The organism is Pseudomonas sp. TH04 (genome assembly GCF_016651355.1).
Lineage (GTDB): Bacteria > Pseudomonadota > Gammaproteobacteria > Pseudomonadales > Pseudomonadaceae > Aquipseudomonas > Aquipseudomonas fluorescens.
Genome location: NZ_JAEKEA010000001.1, coordinates 4,434,044 through 4,452,223, shown reverse-complemented (window position 1 = coordinate 4,452,223; position 18,180 = coordinate 4,434,044). Strand labels below are relative to the sequence as shown.

At 59.9% G+C, this 18,180-nt stretch carries 17 protein-coding genes; 6 read left to right on the top strand and 11 right to left on the bottom strand.

The genetic code is table 11. From position 1 onward, the window contains the following. Nucleotides 1-120: 120 nt before the first annotated feature. Nucleotides 121-1,374 carry a serine hydroxymethyltransferase gene (glyA, locus tag JFT85_RS20060; protein WP_064454215.1) on the top strand — a complete coding sequence of 418 codons (1,254 nt, stop codon included), beginning with the start codon at nt 121-123 and terminating at the stop codon, nt 1,372-1,374. Between the two features lie 194 nt (nt 1,375-1,568). Here the strand turns inward: glyA and yjiA are convergent, their stop codons facing one another. The 3 genes from yjiA to JFT85_RS20045 all read right to left on the bottom strand — a co-directional run bounded on the left by yjiA (nt 1,569) and on the right by JFT85_RS20045 (nt 4,964). Continuing rightward, complete coding sequence (gene yjiA / locus JFT85_RS20055; protein WP_069551197.1) at nt 1,569-2,528, bottom strand: GTPase; 960 nt, start codon at nt 2,526-2,528, stop codon at nt 1,569-1,571. A 156-nt stretch (nt 2,529-2,684) separates the two neighbouring features. Then, the gene (locus tag JFT85_RS20050; protein ID WP_003194308.1) at nt 2,685-2,882 is read right to left on the bottom strand and encodes a YbdD/YjiX family protein; all 198 of its coding nucleotides are present in this window, start codon (nt 2,880-2,882) and stop codon (nt 2,685-2,687) included. A gap of 15 nt (nt 2,883-2,897) precedes the next feature. After that, on the bottom strand, nt 2,898-4,964 hold the full coding sequence (locus JFT85_RS20045) for a carbon starvation CstA family protein (protein WP_053258108.1): 2,067 nt from the start codon (nt 4,962-4,964) through the stop codon (nt 2,898-2,900). 174 nt (nt 4,965-5,138) lie between these two features. Between JFT85_RS20045 and JFT85_RS20040 the strand changes: the two genes are divergently transcribed. After that, nucleotides 5,139-5,507 carry a PilZ domain-containing protein gene (locus JFT85_RS20040; RefSeq protein ID WP_053258109.1) on the top strand — a complete coding sequence of 123 codons (369 nt, stop codon included), beginning with the start codon at nt 5,139-5,141 and terminating at the stop codon, nt 5,505-5,507. Nucleotides 5,508-5,550: 43 nt separating this feature from the next. Here the strand turns inward: JFT85_RS20040 and JFT85_RS20035 are convergent, their stop codons facing one another. The 4 genes from JFT85_RS20035 to katB are packed head-to-tail and all read right to left on the bottom strand — an operon-like array spanning nt 5,551 to nt 9,852. Next, nucleotides 5,551-6,285: a hypothetical protein gene (locus tag JFT85_RS20035; RefSeq protein WP_169876000.1), complete on the bottom strand. Its 735-nt coding sequence runs from the start codon at nt 6,283-6,285 to the stop codon at nt 5,551-5,553. Between the two features lie 26 nt (nt 6,286-6,311). Beyond that, entirely contained in the window at nt 6,312-7,679 is a 1,368-nt protein-coding gene (radA, locus tag JFT85_RS20030; protein WP_053258110.1) for a DNA repair protein RadA, read from the bottom strand. Nucleotides 7,680-7,714: 35 nt separating this feature from the next. Continuing rightward, a complete protein-coding gene (locus tag JFT85_RS20025) occupies nt 7,715-8,254 on the bottom strand; it encodes an ankyrin repeat domain-containing protein (protein WP_053258111.1) in 540 nt (179 codons plus the stop codon). A gap of 56 nt (nt 8,255-8,310) precedes the next feature. Further along, complete coding sequence (gene katB / locus JFT85_RS20020) at nt 8,311-9,852, bottom strand: catalase KatB (RefSeq protein ID WP_069551200.1); 1,542 nt, start codon at nt 9,850-9,852, stop codon at nt 8,311-8,313. 287 nt (nt 9,853-10,139) lie between these two features. Here katB and mscL point away from each other — a divergent pair, with 287 nt between their 5' ends. Beyond that, a complete protein-coding gene (gene mscL / locus JFT85_RS20015) occupies nt 10,140-10,556 on the top strand; it encodes a large-conductance mechanosensitive channel protein MscL (protein WP_053258113.1) in 417 nt (138 codons plus the stop codon). 43 nt (nt 10,557-10,599) lie between these two features. On the opposite strand, the gene JFT85_RS20010 is transcribed toward mscL, so the two are convergent. Continuing rightward, nucleotides 10,600-11,376, bottom strand: coding sequence for a ferredoxin--NADP reductase (locus JFT85_RS20010; RefSeq protein ID WP_053258114.1), 777 nt, complete (start codon nt 11,374-11,376; stop codon nt 10,600-10,602). A 454-nt stretch (nt 11,377-11,830) separates the two neighbouring features. Here JFT85_RS20010 and JFT85_RS20005 point away from each other — a divergent pair, with 454 nt between their 5' ends. Both JFT85_RS20005 and JFT85_RS20000 read left to right on the top strand, forming a co-directional pair. Then, on the top strand, nt 11,831-12,541 hold the full coding sequence (locus tag JFT85_RS20005) for a helix-turn-helix transcriptional regulator (protein WP_053258115.1): 711 nt from the start codon (nt 11,831-11,833) through the stop codon (nt 12,539-12,541). Nucleotides 12,542-12,722: 181 nt separating this feature from the next. After that, nucleotides 12,723-13,847, top strand: a complete 1,125-nt coding sequence (locus tag JFT85_RS20000) for a methyltransferase (RefSeq protein WP_187602049.1) — start codon at nt 12,723-12,725, stop codon at nt 13,845-13,847. Between the two features lie 64 nt (nt 13,848-13,911). Here the strand turns inward: JFT85_RS20000 and JFT85_RS19995 are convergent, their stop codons facing one another. From JFT85_RS19995 to JFT85_RS19985, 3 genes are read right to left on the bottom strand one after another with little or no spacing between them, the layout of a single operon-like run. Next, complete coding sequence (locus JFT85_RS19995; RefSeq protein WP_064502999.1) at nt 13,912-14,079, bottom strand: DUF2474 domain-containing protein; 168 nt, start codon at nt 14,077-14,079, stop codon at nt 13,912-13,914. Nucleotides 14,080-14,091: 12 nt separating this feature from the next. Next, entirely contained in the window at nt 14,092-15,099 is a 1,008-nt protein-coding gene (gene cydB / locus JFT85_RS19990) for a cytochrome d ubiquinol oxidase subunit II (RefSeq protein ID WP_053258117.1), read from the bottom strand. A gap of 1 nt (nt 15,100) precedes the next feature. Then, complete coding sequence (locus tag JFT85_RS19985; protein WP_053258118.1) at nt 15,101-16,540, bottom strand: cytochrome ubiquinol oxidase subunit I; 1,440 nt, start codon at nt 16,538-16,540, stop codon at nt 15,101-15,103. 329 nt (nt 16,541-16,869) lie between these two features. On the opposite strand from JFT85_RS19985, the gene JFT85_RS19980 reads away from it, so the two are divergent. Next, complete coding sequence (locus JFT85_RS19980; protein ID WP_053258119.1) at nt 16,870-18,108, top strand: MFS transporter; 1,239 nt, start codon at nt 16,870-16,872, stop codon at nt 18,106-18,108. Nucleotides 18,109-18,180 lie beyond the last annotated feature (72 nt).

Genomic DNA, 18,180 nt, shown 5'->3' with positions numbered 1-18,180 from the left:
GGCACCGCCCATCTCCAGATGAGCCCCACTTGTCCGCGACATGATGTCCTTTCATATGCCATCTAAAACCCATTGGGTTAGAATGCCCTCCTTTTCTGCCCCCGATCCTTGAGGACCGCCATGTTCAGCCGTGATTTGACTATTGCCAAGTACGACGCCGATCTCTTTGCCGCCATGGAGCAAGAAGCCGTGCGCCAGGAAGAGCACATTGAGCTGATCGCTTCGGAAAACTACACCAGCCCCGCCGTCATGGAGGCTCAAGGTTCGGTTCTGACCAACAAGTACGCCGAAGGCTACCCAGGCAAGCGCTACTACGGCGGTTGCGAGTACGTCGACGTGGTTGAGCAACTGGCCATCGACCGCGCCAAGGAACTGTTCGGCGCCGATTACGCCAACGTCCAGCCACACGCCGGCTCCCAAGCCAACAGCGCCGTGTACCTGGCCCTGCTGCAAGGCGGCGACACCATCCTGGGCATGAGCCTGGCCCACGGCGGTCACCTGACCCACGGCGCCAGCGTTTCCTCCTCCGGCAAGCTGTACAACGCCGTTCAATACGGTATCGATGCCAACGGCCTGATCGACTACGACGAAGTCGAGCGCCTGGCGGTTGAACACAAGCCGAAAATGATCGTGGCCGGTTTCTCTGCCTACTCGCAGATCCTGGATTTCCCCCGTTTCCGCGAAATCGCTGACAAGGTCGGCGCTTACCTGTTCGTCGACATGGCTCACGTAGCCGGTCTGGTCGCCGCTGGCGTCTACCCGAACCCGGTGCCTTTCGCTGACGTCGTGACCACCACCACGCACAAGACCCTGCGCGGTCCACGTGGCGGCCTGATCCTGGCTCGCGCCAACGCCGAGATCGAGAAGAAGCTGAACTCTGCCGTATTCCCTGGCGCCCAAGGTGGCCCGCTGGAGCACGTGATCGCCGCTAAAGCGATCTGCTTCAAAGAAGCCCTGCAGCCTGAGTTCAAGACTTACCAGCAGCAAGTCGTGAAAAACGCCAAGGCCATGGCCGGTGTGTTCATCGAACGCGGCTACGACGTGGTCTCCGGCGGTACTGAAAACCACCTGTTCCTGCTGTCGCTGATCAAGCAGGACATCTCCGGTAAAGACGCTGACGCCGCCCTGGGCAAAGCCTTCATCACCGTGAACAAAAACTCCGTGCCGAACGACCCACGTTCGCCGTTCGTCACCTCCGGCCTGCGCTTCGGTACTCCGGCGGTGACCACACGTGGCTTCAAGGAAGCAGAGTGCAAGGAACTGGCCGGCTGGATCTGCGACATCCTGGCTGACTTGAACAACGAAGCCGTGATTGACGCGGTGCGTGAGAAGGTCAAGGCCATCTGCAAAAAGCTGCCGGTATACGGCGCTTGATTGCAGTTGCTTGAACAAAAAGCCCGGCGCTAGCGCCGGGCTTTTTTATGCCTGAAAACCCTGCCCTCTCAACACGAAATACATTCAAAGGTGGGAGCTGGCTTGCCTGCGATGTCGGGCTGTCAGTCAATGCAGTGGTGACTGAGCCACCGCCATCGCAGGCAAGCCAGCTCCCACAGTGACCGGGTTCCCATTCAGGGTTGATAGACCCGGGCAAAGCCTTCGCGAATCTTGTCTTCCGGCAGTTCGTCAGCAATAAACACGATCACACTTTCCCGCGCCTCGCCCTCGGCCCATTCGGTATCCCAATCGAACCCGTAGAGTTTGAGCACGCCCTGGAACACCATGCGCCGGTCTTCCCCGGCAATATTCAGCACGCCCTTGTAGCGCAGCAGTTGCTTGCCGTGGTCTTCCAGCAGTTCGTTCATGAACGCGCTGAGGCGGTCGATATCCAGCGGCTGGTCGGTGCGCAGCACCAGGCTGGAGATGCGGTCGATGGACGGTGCGGCGCTGACCGGGCGCAGGCTCATGCCGGCGTTGAGGTTAAAGCCGCGTACATCCAGCAATTCAGCCAGGTCGATGGCGCCGTGGTCGACCACGCGTATCGGCGCTCGGCGGTTGATGCGGGTCAGCCGTTGGCTGAGGGCGTCGAAGGTCGCCTCATCCACCAGGTCGCGCTTGCTCACCAAAAGCCGATCAGCAAAACCGATCTGAGCCTGGGCGATGGTCTGGGTCAGGTGGTGCTCGGCGTGCGCCGCATCCACCAGGGTGATGATGCCGTCGAGGATGTAGCGCTCGCGCAATTCTTCATCGATAAAAAAGGTCTGGGCCACAGGCGCAGGGTCCGCCAGGCCGGTGCACTCGATCACCAGCCGATCGAAGGCGATCTCGCCGCTGTCCAGGCGCTCAAGCAGCAGGTACAGGGCTTTGGTCAGGTCGGTGTGGATGGTGCAGCACACGCAGCCGTTGGACAGGGTCATGACTTGCACCGGTTCGGCGCCCAACAGCTGGGTATCGATACCGGCGTCACTGAATTCGTTTTCGATCACGGCGATTTTCAGGCCGTGTTCGGCCTTGAGCAGGTGACGCAGCAAGGTGGTCTTACCGGCGCCGAGGAAGCCGCTGAGGACGGTGACGGGGATGGGAGAGGACAAAGACAGTTCTCCTGATAACTGAAGGAACACAAAACAAATGTGGGAGCGGGCTTGCTCGCGAAGGCGGTGTATCAGTCGAAGTCAGCATCAACTGACAGACCGCCTTCGCGAGCAAGCCCGCTCCCACAGAGGATCACTGCAAACCCGAGAACCGGGCTAGCAGCACTTAGGCCCACCCTTGCCACCGTAACGGGCCTCCTGGCGTTCCCGGAAGAACGCCTTGTAGTCCATCACCGGTTTGTCCGGGTGCTTGGTTTGCATATGCTCGACGTACGTATCGTAGTCGGGCATGCCGACCATCAGGCGCGCCGCCTGACCGAGGTATTTACCGAGGCGACTGATGTCATTGAACATGCTTGCAATCCTCGATTACGCGTCCGGTACAGCCTGGAATGGGGCTTCTTTATCCGTACGCTCTTTGTTGCCCCAGGCGGCGACGCCGACTTTGAGCGCATAGAACAGGATGCTGAATACCACGAACAGGAACAGCGCCGTCAGCGTTGCGTTGGTGTAGGCGTTCCAGATCACGTGTTGCATCTGGTCGATGTTCTTGGCCGGCGCGAGGATCTGGCCGCCAGCCAGGGCATCGCTGTATTTCTTGGCCAGCGACAGGAAGCCGATCGCCGGGTTAGCGTCGAACAGCTTGATGAAGCCTGCAGTCACGGTGCAGATCAGCAGCCAGACAGCCGGCAACATGGTCACCCAGATGTAGCGTTGGCGTTTCATTTTGATCAGCACAACGGTGGCGAGCATCAGCGCAATACCGGCCAGCATCTGGTTGGAGATACCGAACAGCGGCCACAAGGTGTTGATGCCACCCAGCGGGTCGATTACGCCTTGGTACAACAGGTAACCCCACATCGCCACGCACCCGGCGGTCGCAATCAGGTTGGCCGGCCAGGAGTCCGTCCGCTTAAGCGATGGCACGAAGGAACCGAGCAGGTCTTGCAACATGAAGCGACCCGCACGTGTACCGGCATCCACCGCCGTCAGGATGAACAAGGCTTCGAACAGGATCGCAAAGTGGTACCAGAATGCCATGGTGTTTTCACCCGGCAGCACACTGTGCAGGATCTGTGCGATACCCACCGCGAGCGTCGGCGCACCGCCGGCACGCGCCAGGATGGTGGTTTCGCCGATGTCATGGGCTACCGCCGTCAAGGCTTCCGGGGTAATCGCAAAGCCCCAGCTGCTGACGGTTTGAGCCACACTCACCACGTCAGCGCCGACCACCGCAGCCGGGCTGTTCATGGCGAAGTACACGCCAGGCTCGATCACCGAAGCAGCAACCATGGCCATGATGGCCACGAACGACTCCATCAGCATCGCGCCGTAGCCGATGTAACGGGCGTTGACTTCGTTATCCAGCAGCTTGGGCGTGGTGCCCGAGGAAATCAGCGCGTGGAAACCCGAGACCGCGCCACAGGCAATGGTGATGAACAGGAACGGGAACAGGCCGCCCTTCCACACCGGGCCGGTGCCGTCGATGAATTGGGTGAGTGCCGGCATTTTCAGCACGGGCATGGTGACCAGAATGCCGATTGCCAGGGCGATGATCGTGCCGATTTTGAGGAAGGTGGAGAGGTAGTCACGGGGTGCCAGGATCAGCCACACCGGCAGTACGGCTGCGACGAAACCGTAGCAGACCAGCATCCAGGTGATCTGGATACCCGTGAAGGAGAAGGCTTTGGCCCAGACCGGGTCAGCCGCAATCTGCCCGCCCAGCCAGATGGAACCCAGCAGCAACAGCACGCCGACCACCGAGATCTCACCAATGCGCCCCGGGCGGATGTAGCGCATGTACACGCCCATGAACATCGCGATCGGGATAGTCGCCATCACCGTGAAGATGCCCCAAGGGCTCTCGGCCAGGGCCTTGACCACGATCAGCGCCAGCACCGCGAGGATGATGATCATGATCAGGAAGCAGCCGAACAGCGCGATGGTCCCGGGAATGCGGCCCATCTCTTCGCGAACCATGTCCCCCAGGGAACGGCCGTTGCGACGGGTGGACAGGAACAGGACCATGAAGTCTTGCACCGCACCGGCCAGCACCACCCCGGCAATCAGCCACAGGGTGCCTGGCAGGTAGCCCATTTGCGCCGCCAGTACCGGGCCGACCAGCGGGCCTGCACCGGCAATCGCCGCAAAGTGGTGACCGAAAAGGATGTGTTTGTTGGTCGGCACGTAGTCCAGACCATCATTATTGAGCACTGCCGGGGTGGCCCGCAGTGGATCAAGCTGCATCACCTTGTTAGCGATGAACAGGCTGTAGTAACGGTACGCAACCAGATAGATGGCCACTGCAGCGACCACAATCCACAAGGCGTTGATCGCCTCGCCGCGGCGCAAGGCCACTACGCCAAGGGCGCACGCTCCTACGATTGCCAGCACCAGCCAGGGTAGGTGGCGTAGCAGGCTATTATTATTTTTCATTTTTATATTCCAGCCAGGGTGGACAGAAAGGACAGCGAGTCCGAGTTTAGCGCTACTGGCCTTAAAGGCCAGCCCCCTACGTTGGTCTAGAGCCTTCACAGCGTAAAAAAAGCAGAAAACCCGGCCCAATAGTGGCGCAGGGCTACAATCCCTATATTAAAAGAGGGTTTCACCATGACCGAGCAACCGTCTGATCGCCGTCGTTTTCGCCGGATAGCCTTTGATGCCAAGACCGCACTTCGGCAAAACGGCCAGGAATGGCAGGTACAGCTAGTGGACTTGTCGCTGAAGGGCTTGTTGGTGAAGCGCCCGTCGCCCTGGCTTGGCAATGCCACTGAACCTTTTGACGTGGATATCCACCTGGACGCCGAGACCGACGTGCAGATGCGGGTACGGCTGACTCACGAGGACCCCAGCCAGTTGGGGTTTGTGTGCGAACACATTGACTTGGACTCGATCAGCCACCTGCGGCGGTTGATTGAGCTGAATGTGGGCGACCAGGAAGAACTGGAACGTGAGCTGGGCGCATTGTTAGAGATTTGAAAACCCTCTACACCGCAGAGGCCACGGGTGTCTGAAGCGACAGTCAGGGAAACGCGGCACTCGGGGGGAAGTCGCTTTCCGTGTCCCAATAACCCGCCTTCTGACGCGACACGGCCTGCCATTGCCCATCGATAAAACGATAGGTCGTGTAGCGGGTTGCGAAATCATCGTCGCCGTCACCGTCCATAAAGGACGAGACCTGCAGTAACTCATCCGTACCGCCGGCGGCTGGCGTGGCGATCTGCCAGGCGGCTTTGCCGGTCTGGGCCAGGGTCAGCGGCTCGACCTTACCGTCCGCACCCTTATAGCTCATTGGTTTGAGTTGCTGTTTGGCCGGCAGCAGCAACTGAGTCGCCGGGCCGCTGTAACTGCCCATCGGCGCCGTCTGGTCGATGCTCAAAAAGTACACCGTGTCCGGCAGGCCTTTAAGCGGGGCCTTCTTGACCTTGGCCAAGGGGTAGCCAAGGTCGTCGTGCGCCAGCACAGCGCCGGACGCCGACAGCAAACGTACCTGGGCGTTGAGCAACGGGTTCTCCACCAGATCGCCGGGCTCGTCAAACGAGTCCTCATCCAGGCCATTGCCCCAACTGTCCTTGTGCAACTGCGCGCTGATGCGCTGGTCTTCCAGCACCTGCAACACGCTGCCGTCTTCCGTCGCCAACTTCTGGGCCAGGCGGTAACCGGCCGGCAGTGGGGCCGACTCAGCCCAGGCAATGCCCGGCAACCCGAGCAAGGCCACGAACAGGGCACATACCCCCCAACGATGGGTCTGTTGCATTGCGTTCATCCCTGATTGCTCCACGGTTATTCGAACAGCGCATCCAGCGCCTGCTCCAGGCGCGTGACTGCAATGACCTGCAAGCCCGGCGGCGATTCCTTCGGCGCATTGCCCTTGGGCACGATCGCGCGTTTGAAACCGTGCTTGGCCGCTTCTTTCAGGCGCTCCTGGCCACTCGGCACCGGGCGTACCTCGCCCGACAGGCCGACTTCGCCGAATACCAGCAAGTCATGGGGCAGCGGGCGATTGCGCAGGCTGGACATCACCGCCGCCATCAACGCCAGGTCGGAGGCGGTTTCCAGCACCTTGACCCCGCCGACCACGTTGAGGAAGACGTCCTGGTCATGGGTGGGAATACCGCCGTGACGGTGGAGCACAGCGAGCAACATCGCCAGGCGGTTCTGATCCAGGCCGAGGGTGACCCGGCGCGGGTTGGCCAAGTGGCTGTCATCCACCAGCGCCTGCACTTCCACCAACATCGGGCGAGTGCCTTCCCACGTCGCCATCACCACACTTCCCGGCACTTCTTCCTGGGCGCGGGTGAGAAAAATGGCTGACGGGTTGGAGACTTCTTTCAACCCCCGGTCGGTCATGGCAAACACGCCCAACTCATTGACCGCGCCAAAGCGGTTCTTCACGGCCCGCAGCAAACGCAAGCGGCCATCGGATTCGCCTTCGAAATACAGCACCGTGTCGACCATATGCTCAAGCACCCGTGGCCCGGCCAGCGCGCCTTCTTTGGTCACGTGGCCGACCAGGAAGATCGCCGTGCCGCTTTGCTTGGCATACCGCACCAGCAGCGCCGCGCTTTCACGCACCTGGGATACGCCGCCCGGTGCCGACTGCAACTGCTCGGTGAAAATCGTCTGGATCGAGTCGATCACCATGACCTTGGGTTTTTCGATACGCGCCGTGGCGATGATGCTTTCGATGCAGGTTTCGGTCATCACCCGCAGTTGATCCTGGGGCAGGCCCAGGCGACGCGCGCGCATGGCCACTTGCTGTTGGGATTCTTCGCCGGTGACATACAGCGCCGGCATGCGACTGGCGATGCTGCACAGGGTTTGCAACAGGATGGTCGATTTACCGATGCCGGGGTCGCCCCCGATCAGCACCACCGAACCGTCCACCAGGCCACCGCCGAGCACGCGGTCAAGCTCACCGGACGCCGTGGAGAAACGCGGGATCTCTTCGACGCTGACTTCGGCCAAGGTCTTGATCTGCGCCTGCTGCCCGGTCCAGCCGGCTCGGCCAGTGGGGGCTGCGGCGCCGCCGCTTTCGATCATGGTTTCAGTCAGGGTGTTCCACGCGCCACACTCGGAGCATTGGCCGGCCCACTTGGGAAAGGTCGCGCCGCACTCCGTGCAGCCGTACATGCGCTTGGCCTTTGCCATTTGAGAACCTCCAACCGAAAAACCGCGATGATAGCTCAGCGCGGCGCCGGGGTCCGGATTTCACCACTGGCTAATCGTGAAGCACTGTTGCCGATCGGGTCCTCGGCGTTGAGGTCGGCGCCTTTGGCTTTTAATTCATCCATCAACTCAATGCGCTTGAACAGCCCGGCGTACATGGCGGCGGTCTGCCCCGCGCCGTTGCGCTGGTCGGGGTTGCAGTCGGTGGCCAGCAGGCGCTGGGCGATTTTCAACTCACCTTTGAAGATTGCCCCCATCAACGCGGTGTTGCCGCGTTTGTCCTGCACGCAGGCGTCGGCGCCCGCATTGAGCAGGCGCTCCACGAAAGAGCCCTGGCCGTGGTAGGCGGCAAGGATCAGTGCGGTGTAGCCCTTTTCGTCCTGGGTGTTGAGGCTGTAGCCGGACTCAATGAAGGTGTTGAGCATATCGACATCGCCACGGCGCGCGGCGTCGAAGTAGTAGTCCTGCAACTGCGCCTTGAGCGCGACCGGGTCCGGGGACTCGGCATGGACGACGAAGGCAAGCATTGCCATCAGTAAACCGAGAGAGATTCGCACGGGTTTTCTCCTAACAGGGGCCGACACCCTGGTCAGGGCGTCGACCGGAACCAACGTCAGTCAGTCAGTTTTTCTGCCAGCGCTTTAACGCGCGCCAGGTCACCTTTAGCGACCTTGGTCACGCCGGTGCCGTACTCCGGGTCGGCTTTATAGAGGAACGACAGGATGATGTGCTTGCTTTCATCATCCGTCGTTGCCAGGGAGCCGCCGAAGTTTTCGATCAGGTCCTGACGCTCTTTCTTGGTGTAGGAGCGGTATAAATCCCCGGCCTGCTTGAAGTTCTGCTCACGCTGGATCTTCGCCTGCTGGGTGCTACCTGACAGCGCCGACTGGCTGTAGCGCGCAGTTTGCGGCTCTTCGCGCGGCAACAGGCGGCTTGGCTGGTAGTTCACGCCGGTGGTGGTTTTACCGAAATTCATCGCGCCGTCCTGGTTACCGTTGTTGACGGTGACACGGGGTGCGTTGATCGGCAGTTGCAGGGCATTCGCCCCCAGGCGGTACATCTGGGTGTCGGCGTAGGAGAACACCCGGCCTTGCAGCAAACGGTCTTCCGACGGCTCGATGCCCGGCACCAGGTTGGCCGGGGCCATGGCCACCTGCTCGGTTTCCTGGAAGACATTCGCCGGGTTGCGGTTCAACACCATTTGCCCGACTTTACGCTCCGGCACGTTCGGCCAGATCTTGGTGGCGTCCAGTGGGTCGAAATCGAACGTGGCCAAGTCCTCGGGCTTAAGCACTTGCACATACAGGTCCCACTTGGGGAAGTCGCCCTTGTTGATGTGGGTAACCAAGTCATTGGTCATGTGGCTGTAGTCACGCCCTTGCACCTCGGTAACTTGCTTGGGATCAAGGTTCTTGATGCCTTGCAGGCTTTTCCAGTGGAACTTGACGTAGTGCACTTCGCCTTTGGCGTTGATCAACTTGTAGGCATGTACGCCATTGCCGTCCATTTCCCGATAGCTGGCCGGGGTGCCGGAGTCGGAGTACAACTCGGTCAGCGTGCGGGTGGACTCGGGGACATGGGAGAAGAAGTCAAACCGACGGGAGTCGTCGTCCAGGTTAGTGCGTGGGTCGGGTTTGAACGCGTGAACCATGTCTGGGAACTTAATGGCGTCACGGATGAAGAACGTCGGGAAGTTATTCCCAACCAGGTCCCAGTTACCTTCAGCGGTGTAGAACTTGGTGGCGAAGCCGCGCGGGTCACGCAGGGTTTCCGGAGAGTGGTTGCCGTGGACCACGGCCGAGAAGCGCACGAACACCGGTGTCGCCTCACCTGCAGCGAAGACCTTGGCTTTGGTCAGGTCGCTGAGGTTGTCGGTGACGGTGAAGGTGCCGTGGGCGCCCGTGCCGCGGGCATGTACCACACGCTCGGGGATGCGCTCACGGTCAAAGCGCTGCAGTTTTTGAATAAGCTGCACGTCCTGCAACAGCACCGGACCATTGGCGCCGGCCGTTTGTGAGTTCTGGTTGTCCCCCACGGCAGCGCCGTTATCGCGGGTCAGGTTGGCGGCTTGTACAGAGAGGGAAAGCAGGCTGGCGGTCACCAGTGCCAACGCGTAGCGCGCTGAAACCGGCCCGCGGCTCATTGGAGTATTCATCGAGGTGTCCTCTGGTTTTTTTCGTGCACATTCAGTTGTGCTTGCCAGAGGCTAGTGACCTGCGAGTCAGAAGATAAATAGAAAAACACCACCAGCACGATTAAGAAAAAAATCTGGTAACCCACTGAAACAAGCGGTATTTCGCGCGCGATTGGTGGCACTTTGCAAACTATTTGCGGTTAAATGTGTCGATAAAAATTGACAGTGTTAACGGTTGTTTCGGGCAAGCCGCCTGCGACTGAATTACACTGACCTCCACCCTTCTCATCTGTAACAAGGAATAACCTATGGGCGTGATCAGTGAGTTCAAGGCCTTCGCGGTCAAAGGTAATGTGGTCGATATGGCCGTCGGTATCATCATCGGTGCGGCCTTCGGCAAGATTGTTTCCTCGTTTGTAGGCGACGTGGTGATGCCACCCATCGGTCTGCTGATCGGTGGCGTGGACTTCGCTGACCTGGCCGTGCAACTCAAGGCGGCGCAAGGCAGTGCGCCGGCCGTGGTATTGGCGTACGGCAAATTCATCCAAAGCATCATCGATTTCGTGATCATCGCGTTTGCGATCTTCATGGGCGTGAAGGCGATCAACCGCCTCAAGCGTGAAGAGGCTGTGGCGCCGACCCTGCCGCCAACGCCGAGCAAAGAGGAAGCCTTGCTGACCGAGATCCGTGATCTGCTCAAGGCTCAGAACGACAAGCCGCTTTAAACCGGCGGATCCAGAAAGGCGCCTATTGCAGGCGCCTTTTTTATTACCAATAGTTTTCCACCGCCACTTGCCCTGGGCGCCGGCTCAGGCTCAGTTGCATGTCGCGTTGTTTGAGCAGTTGGCGTGTGTCGTCGACCATCTGCGGGTTGCCACAAATCAGCACGCGGGAGAATTCCGGGGTCAGCTCGACGCCGGCCGCGCGTTCCAGTTCGCCATTCTCGATCAGCGTGGTAATGCGCCCGTTCAGCGCCCCGGGATGCTGTTCACGCGTCACGATGGGGATGTAGACGAGTTTATGGGCGTATTCGGCCAGGTACTCTCGCTCGCCCAACGCGGCAATCAGTTGCTGATAGGCAAGCTCTTTGGCCTCGCGGGCGCTGTACACCAGCACGATACGCTCGAATTTCTCCCAGGCCTCGAAATCCTGCAGGATCGACAAAAACGGTGCCACCCCGGTACCAGTGCCCAGCAGCCACAGGTCGCGCCCGTCCACAAAGCGGTTCAGGGTCAGGAAGCCTGTGGCCTGGCGCTCCACCATCAAGGTGTCACCCACCTGAAGGCGGCTCAGTTCACTGGTGAATTCACCACCCGGAACAACAATAGAGAAGAAGTCCAGGTGCTCGTCAAACGGCGAAGACACGATGGAGTAAGCACGCCATACGGTACTCCCGTCCGCCTTGCTCACCCCCAGGCGCACAAACTGGCCGGCGGTAAACCGAAAGCCCGGATCGCGCGTGGTGCGCAGGGTAAACAGGCTAGGCGTCAGCGATTGCACGTCGAGCAACGTCTGGCGGGTAAATTTCTCAGCACTGGCCGTCATAGGGGGCTCCGTTCAACAGGAGCCCTAGTGTCCCCCAAAGTCGCGCAAGGAAACACCGTTGGTTTGTACTGGCATTATCGTTAGCCCGATGTTTACAGCCAGAGAAATAGTAAGACTATTACATTGCAGTGACAGTTAAACGCGGGGAAGGCATTAAACCCTAACTAATCATTTAGCTATTTCCCCACGCTCTATATGCCATTAGATGACACAGCCATCCTAAGTAATATCAATACAGCATCATCTGCAACCCGTTAAAACCCAAGCATTTTTATTACGCACCTGCGAACTTACACAAAAGCTTAGTTACTGTACAAGTTTAAGAAGTGTAAAGACCACCGCCGGATGACATTTTTTTCACCTTACTACGTAGCCTTTATCCTACACTCCTTTGCGTGCCTCATTGGGAGCCAGGAAGTGCCCGGGCAACAACGACATTCATGGAGAGTTACCGATGGTCAACTGGCGCAACACGAGGATTCCCAAACTCGAAGGCGAGAACAAGATCACCACTATTTATGAGATGGTCGTGAATCACACCTATGAACTCGACTTTGAATATTGCTCATTTACGATGAGTTCTCTACAACCTACCCATCAAACTAAACCGGTGCACTTAAACAACTATCCAAACGAATGGAACAGCGTCTACAAACAAGCGAATTTCTTTGACATAGACCCGGTAGTAGCCCACTGCAAACGTAGCGTCCTACCTATTGTGTGGGACGAAAAAACCTTTAGCACCACGCCACACTTATGGTCGTTGGCCCAGTCGTTTGGCGTGAATTTTGGTTGGACCCAGGCAGTACACGACTTCCAGGGCGTGTTCAGCATGCTGACCCTGGGCCGAAGCAGCGGCGAAGTCAGTCCGCAAGAGCTTTACGAGAAAGCTGGCCAGACACTGTGGCTGTGTCACGTATTGCACGCGGCCGTGGCACAAAAATATGCTGATAAACCGAGTATTACGCCGCCTTGCAAATTGACCCCACGGGAAACGGAAATCCTCAAATGGTCAGCCATGGGCAAGACGGCGTCGGACATTGCCACCATCCTGTGCCTGTCAGAACGGACTGTGGGCTTTCATATCAGCAGCTGCCTGAAAAAACTGGGCGTGAATAACAAGATCGCCGCCGTGCTCTGTGCCTCGAAAGCAGGCCTGTTTTAACCGGCGTACAAACACCGCATGTAATCCCTGCGAAAAAAAAGTAACATTTACGGGCTATTCTGAGTGTTGAAGCTGCGCCTCCGTGCCGCCTCGCCGTCCACTCAGTTGCCGTTCACACCGCCAGTTCCGCCGGTGGCCCACACCCGCCGCCGCCCATCGTTGACCCAGAGCCTCCCCCGCCATGCCCCTGCTTGACAGTCCCTTCGCCCAACTCGATCTGATCCGCCAGCCAGAGCAACACAATGACCCGCTGCAGGCTTTCGATGCCGCCGACGAGTATCTGCTCGGCTACCTGGCCGAACAGCAGCATGGCGCCGTCACTCGCGTACTGGTGCTCAATGACAGCTTCGGGGCTTTGGCGGTCAGCCTGGCAGGCAAGGTTCAGGTGACGTCCAGCGGCGACTCGTTTCTGGCAGCCCAGGGCCTGGAGAAAAACCTGGTGCGCAACGGCAAGGCGTTTGATGCAGTCGCATTCGTCCCCGCCAGCCAGGTGCCGAGCGGGCCGTTCGACCGCGTGCTGATCCGCGTGCCGAAAACTCTGGCTTTGCTGGAAGAGCAACTGATTCGTCTACAGGGGCAGTTGGCGCCGGGCGCCGAGGTCATCGCCGGCGCTATGATCAAGCACCTGCCACGCGCCGCAGGCGAGCTGCTTGAGCGCTACATCGGGCCGATGCACGCTTCGCTTGCGGTCAAAAAAGCCCGGCTGCTGATCGCCAGCGTTGAAGATCGCCCGGTCGCCGCCTCGCCCTACCCCACCCGCTACGCCTTGGACACACCAGCCATCGAGTTGCGTAACCACGCCAACGTGTTCTGCCGTGAAGGCCTGGACATCGGAACCCGCGCCTTCCTCCCGCACCTGCCGAAAAACCTCGGCAGCGCTCGCGTCGCCGACCTGGGCTGCGGCAACGGCGTGTTGGCGATTGCCAGTGCACTGCAAAACCCCGACGCGCAGTACACGCTCGTGGATGAATCCTATATGGCCGTGCAGTCGGCGCTCGAGAATTGGCAGGCGGCACTTGGCCCGCGAGAGGTGGTCGTTCGCGCTGCTGATGGCCTCGCCGGCCAGGAACCGCAGTCCCTGGACGTGGTGCTGTGCAACCCGCCGTTCCACCAGCAACAGGTGGTCGGCGACTTCCTTGCTTGGCGCATGTTCCAGCAGGCCCGTGAGGCCTTGGTGGTCGGCGGCGCGCTTTACATCGTGGGGAACCGCCACCTGGGCTATCACAGCAAGTTGGCGCGTTTATTCCGTGGCGTCGAGCAAGTGGCTGCCACGCCGAAATTCGTGATTCTCAAAGCGCGCAAATAAAAAACCCCGCCTTTCTCGCAAAAGGCAGGGTTGAAAACCGGGCCGCGAGGCCCGGAACGGGATGTCAGTGAGTCGTCAGGCCGGCCGCGCTCATAAACATACGCATCAGGCTGGCCACGACGAACAGGGCCAGCACACTGCCGGTCCAAATCATCGCCAACCACCCCAGGCGCCGCCACAACGGCTGTTTCTCGGCCTGTTCGATCTCGTGCAACGTAGGTTTGCCGGGCATGTTACGACCCTCCTAGTGATAGCCGTCTTCGTGGGTGACCTTGCCGCGGAACACGTAATAGCTCCAGAAGGTGTAACCCAGGATAAACGGGATGATGAACAGCGTGCCCACCAGCATGAAGCCCTGGCTTTGCGGCGGCGCGGCGGCGTCCCAGATCGAGACGGACGGTGGAATGATGTTTGGCCACAGGCTGATCCCCAGGCCGCTGTAGCCAAGGAAGATCAACACCAGTGTCAGCAGGAACGGCGTGTAATGGGCATTACGCGCCACTGCGCGGATCAAACCGTACATGGTCACCAGCACCAGGATCGGCACCGGCAGGAACCAGAACAGGTTCGGCAGCGTGAACCAGCGCGAGGCGATTTCCGGGTGCGCCAGCGGCGTCCACAGGCTGACGATACCGATCACCGCCAACACCACGAAAGCCAACGGCCGCGCCAGGTTGTGCATCTGTTCCTGCAACTTGCCTTCGGTCTTCATGATCAGCCAGGTGCAACCGAGCAAGGCATACGCGACCACCAGGGCCACGCCGCAGAACATCGTGAACGGTGTGGCCCAGTCGAGTGAGCCGCCGGCGAACTGGCGATTGACCACCGGAATACCGTCGATAAATGCCCCCAATGCCACGCCCTGGAAGAACGTCGCGGCGATGGAGCCGCCGATAAACGCCTTGTCCCAGAGGTGACGTTTATCGTCCTTGGCCTTGAAGCGGAACTCGAAGGCCACGCCCCGGAAGATCAGCCCGATCAGCATCAGGATCAGCGGCAGGTACAACGCCGACAACACCACCGAATAGGCCAGCGGGAACGCGCCGAACAACGCCGCGCCCCCCAGGACCAGCCAGGTTTCGTTGCCGTCCCAAACCGGGGCGACGGTGTTCATCATCACATCACGGTCGACTTTGCCGGGGATAAACGGGAAGAGAATACCGATGCCCAGGTCAAAGCCGTCCATGACCACGTACATCATGATGCCGAAGATGATGATCACGGCCCAGATCAGCGGAAGATCAATACCCATCTCAATTCCCCTTGTGCTGGATGTGAGTGTGGTCGTCATCGCTGCCGTCATCGGCCGCAGACAACGGACGGGCCGGTGTGCGTTTTTGCCCAGGGCCACCATGGGTTGGCTCCGAGCCCTCGTGGGTCTGAGGCCCTTTGCGCACCAGGCGCATCATGTAGCCCAACCCGGCGCCGAACAGCGCGAAGTACACCACCACGAACAACACCAGGGTAATCGTCATCTGCGCCAGGCTATGCCCGGAGGATGCATCCGCGGTGCGCATCAACCCGTAGACCACCCACGGCTGACGGCCGATTTCGGTGGTGAACCAGCCGGCGAGAATCGCGATCAGGCCGGATGGCCCCATCCACAACGCCAGGTAGAGGAACGGCCTCGACGTGTACATCTTGTCGCCCCGGCGCAGCCACAGGCTGAACAAACCGGTGAAGATCATCAGGAAGCCCAGGCCGACCATGACCCGGAACGACCAGAACACGATGGTCGAGTTGGGACGGTCCTCCGGTGGGAACTCCTTGAGCGCCGGCACCTGCTTGTCCAGCGAGTGGGTGAGGATCAGGCTGCCCAGGTACGGGATTTCGACCGCGTATTTGGTTTTCTCGGCTTTCATGTCCGGCCAGCCGAACAGGATCAGCGGCGTCGGCTCGTTGCCGATATTTTCCCAGTGACCCTCAATCGCGGCGATCTTCGCCGGCTGATGCTTGAGCGTGTTCAGGCCATGGAAGTCGCCAATCACCGCCTGGATAGGCGCGACGATCAAGGCCATCCACATCGCCATCGACAACATGGTGCGAATCGCCGGGTTGTCCTTGCCGCGCAGCAAGTGCCAGGCCGCCGAGGAGCCGACAAAGAACGCCGTTGCAACGAACGCCGCCGTGGCCATGTGCGCCAGGCGATACGGGAATGAAGGGTTGAAGACAACAGCGAACCAATCGGTGGGTATCACGCGGCCGTCAACGATTTCGAAGCCCTGAGGCGTCTGCATCCAACTGTTCGACGACAGGATCCAGAAGGTCGAGATCAACGTACCGACAGCCACCATCACCGTGGCAAAGAAGTGCAGTTTGCGCCCGACCTTGTTCCAGCCGAACAGCATCACCCCGAGGAAACCGGCCTCGAGGAAGAAGGCTGTCAGCACCTCATAGGTGAGCAATGGCCCGGTAACGGCACCCGCAAAGTCGGAGAAGCGGCTCCAGTTGGTGCCAAACTGGTAGGCCATGACCAACCCGGAGACCACGCCCATGCCGAAGTTGACGGCAAAGATCTTCGACCAGAAATGGTAGAGGTCACGGTAGGTGTCGTTGTGAGTCTTGAGCCACAAGCCTTCCAGCACCGCAAGGTAACTCGCCAGGCCGATGGTGATCGCCGGGAACAGGATGTGGAACGAGATGGTGAACGCGAATTGAATTCGGGCGAGATCTAGCGCCTCCAAACCGAACATAAGTTTTCCTCTGTCAGGTAATACCGGCTGCTGGCTGGGAGCCTGCACCCACTGCCCCCACGGATATGGAGTGTGGCGAATTTCAATTCGTTTCTTTTTTTACCCATCTCGCAGGGAGTCTGGCCTTTCGGCCGCCAGAACAAACCCGGGGCCGGTTTTGATCTGGATCAAGCATTGCTGAAAGAGTAGTCCCATTTTGGCTGTAGGACGGCGTGGTCTTTTGCCGCGTGACAGCTTGTCTCAGCCTGACGCCCAGCAAACCCTTGCAACTATTTGTTACAGCTTGATGCTAACCTCGTTGCTCCCTCCGTTCCGAACCCGTATTCCCGATGCCTAGTGAACCTGCGTTGCTGTTGCGTCACCACCGCCCTTTCATTGCGTTCTGGCTGGCGCGGATTTTTACCGCCAGCGGCTTCCAGATGCTCACCGTGGCCATCGGCTGGAACCTCTACCAACTGACCGGCAATGTGCTGGACCTGGGTTTGGTCGGCCTAGTGGAATTCATACCGCGCGTGCTGTTCATGTTGCATACCGGGCACGTGGCCGATCGCTATGAACGGCGCAAGGTTGCCGCGATCTGCCAAACCGTGCAGGCACTGATTGCGTTGTCGCTGGCCATGGGTGGCCTGACCGGCAGCGTCACCCGCGAAATGATCTTTATCCTGGCCTTCCTGCTCGGCGCCGCACGTTCGTTTGAAATGCCCACTACCCAGGCGCTACTGCCGAGCATCGTGCCCAGCGCGCTGTTTCCGCGGGCCGTGGCCTCGTCGCAATCAGCGCAGCAACTGGCCACCATTGTCGCGCCGGCGTTGGGCGGCTTGCTGTATGCATTTGGCAGCGTGTGGGTGTATGGCCCCACCGTAGCGCTGTACTTGATTGCCTGCGTGCTGACCCTCAACCTGCCTGCCCGCCAGACCCCGCTGAACAAAGCCAAGGCTACTCTCGACTCGTTGCTGGCCGGGATTCGCTTTATCCGCAGCCGGCCGGACATCCTCGGTGCCATCTCCCTCGACTTGTTCGCCGTGCTGCTGGGCGGCGCCACGGCGTTGCTGCCGGTGTTTGCCAAAGACATCCTGCTGACCGGCGCCTGGGGCCTGGGCCTGCTGCGTTCGGCACCGGCGGTGGGCGCGTTGTTGATGTCACTGTGGCTGGCGCGGTTCTCGGTGGACCGCCAGGTCGGTCGCGTGATGTTTACCGCTGTGGGCGTGTTCGGCGTGGCAACCATTGCGTTCGGCCTGTCGACTTCGTTCTGGTTTTCCCTGGCGGTGCTGGTGGTGCTCGGCGCGGCGGACATGATCAGTATGGTGATCCGCGCCTCCTTTGTTCAGCTGGAAACCCCCGATGAAATGCGCGGGCGCGTGAGTGCGGTCAACGGGCTGTTTATTGGCGCTTCAAATCAGTTGGGCGAGTTCGAATCCGGCATCACCGCCCACTGGTTCGGCACCGTGCCCGCCGTGGTCATGGGCGGGGTGGGGACGCTGCTGGTGACGGGCGTGTGGATCAAGCTGTTCCCGTCCCTGGCCAACCGCGACCGCATGCATGTGCCGGTGGAAGAGGCCAACGTCTAAGCCCCACCACCTGATTTGATGTTGGAATGCAGTAAAGGTGGGAGCGGGCTTGCTCGCGAATGCGCAGTGTCA